The sequence below is a fragment of the Roseibacillus persicicus genome (genome assembly GCF_014651675.1).
GTDB classification, from domain to species: Bacteria; Verrucomicrobiota; Verrucomicrobiia; order Verrucomicrobiales; family Akkermansiaceae; genus Roseibacillus; species Roseibacillus persicicus.
The window spans coordinates 1-1,452 of record NZ_BMXI01000054.1; the positions used below are offsets into that span (position 1 = coordinate 1).

Consider the following 1,452-nt stretch of genomic DNA (forward strand, 5'->3'; position numbering starts at 1 on the left):
CAAATCCGACCGCGCTGGCGAGTCGGAGATTGACTGGAGGAGGGAACGTGATAGAACTTGGGAAAGTGCGCTGAGTCGGTCGGATTGGGTGTGCTCGAACGTTCGGCAAAAAGTGGACAGACCGTTGTGTTATGATTCACATCCGAGAGGGAGGTGGTTGGATACTAGAATTCCTGAATTCAGTGGAACGACGTTAGGAGTAGTTCCTGACGAATCGATTTAGAGGCTAGCAGCATTTCAGGTTGCGAAGTGATTCCACATCGTTCGAATGAATGCAAGTTCGAGGTCTAAACTCCGAAGGGAACGACAGAGACGATGGGGGAAGGGCGAGTTCGAGACCAAACGAGGCAGTGTTTTGTTGATGGATCTGGGTTTCTGACTTGTTTGGATACTAGTGTTAGGTAGCGCTGCAGGCTGGCGATGTAGAGGAAACAATGGCTTTGTTGTGTGGGCGTGGGGGGACGTCCTCCGAGGCTCTGAATCTCAGGCGGTTAGGCTTGGGGAACAGCTGCAATCGTGTCGGTGCCGAACAATGCGCAGCACCACAAATCCGACCGCGCTGGCGAGTCGGAGGTTGACTGGAGGAGGGAAGGTGGTAGAACTGTCGAAAGCGCGCTGAGTCGGTCGGATTGGGTGTGCTAGAACGTTCTCTGAAGAATGAAACTACTATCTATTGGCTTCTTACTCATCGTCACCGTCGTGGGCCATGGACAGGAGAAGTGGACGGGTGGATACGAGACCAATAAAGTGATTTACGCTGCTACGGTGAATGGAAAGAGGATAGAGGTGTTGCTTTCTGAAGGACCGTTCGATCCAGATAAACACAAAGTCGATCCATTCCGTATCGAGGAGCGCGACGGTAAAGATATCGCAATTTGGCCCAAGGTGAATGGATATGCTATGGTAGGACTTGATGGGGGACCGCTACCTCCCAAGGCAAGCCAGTTGCCTCATTTGCAGCGTTTGGCCGTGAGTTTCGGCGATAAGACGATTGAATGCCCGTCCGATTTGCTCGCCCATGTATTCCTCCCATGGACTGACACCACCTTTAAGCCAAGTTTTCGAAACACACTAGTCACAATTTCTTCAGACTCAACAACCGTCATTATCGACTTGGCCTGCGGAGACGGTGGTGGCGTTGGGAACCAGATGTTTACGATCGCTTTGGATGGTAAGTGTCTAGTCGGACAACCCGAAGCACCAATGCCATAACATAAGCAGAGAACAAGACGCAGCACTCAAATCTGACCCGCGCGCTTGGTGATTCGTGGGCGGCGTCCCTTCGGTGGCGGGATTTGGTGGTATGGAGGCGTTTTGGTTTGCCTGGTCAGATTGTGTGTGCTACACGTTATCCAATGTAAGCATTGCGGACTTTGTATTGCTTTGAATGGCGAGTTCGCGGTGACGGATGCTCTGTAACGAGGTTTTCGCGCGGTAGGCGAGTTCGGCGTA

1 protein-coding gene is annotated in these 1,452 nt (G+C 52.1%); it reads left to right on the forward strand.

Going from position 1 to position 1,452, the window contains the following annotated elements; translation table 11 throughout:
• Positions 1-657: 657 nt before the first annotated feature.
• Positions 658-1,212 (forward strand): hypothetical protein, encoded by a 555-nt coding sequence (locus IE099_RS20560; RefSeq protein WP_189574720.1) that lies wholly within the window; start codon positions 658-660, stop codon positions 1,210-1,212.
• Positions 1,213-1,452: the final 240 nt, after the last annotated feature.

Coding starts and splice junctions, on each gene's coding strand:
- IE099_RS20560 (WP_189574720.1), top strand. CDS start 658: ATGAAACTACTATCTATTGGCTTCTTACTCATCGTCACCGTCGTGGGC.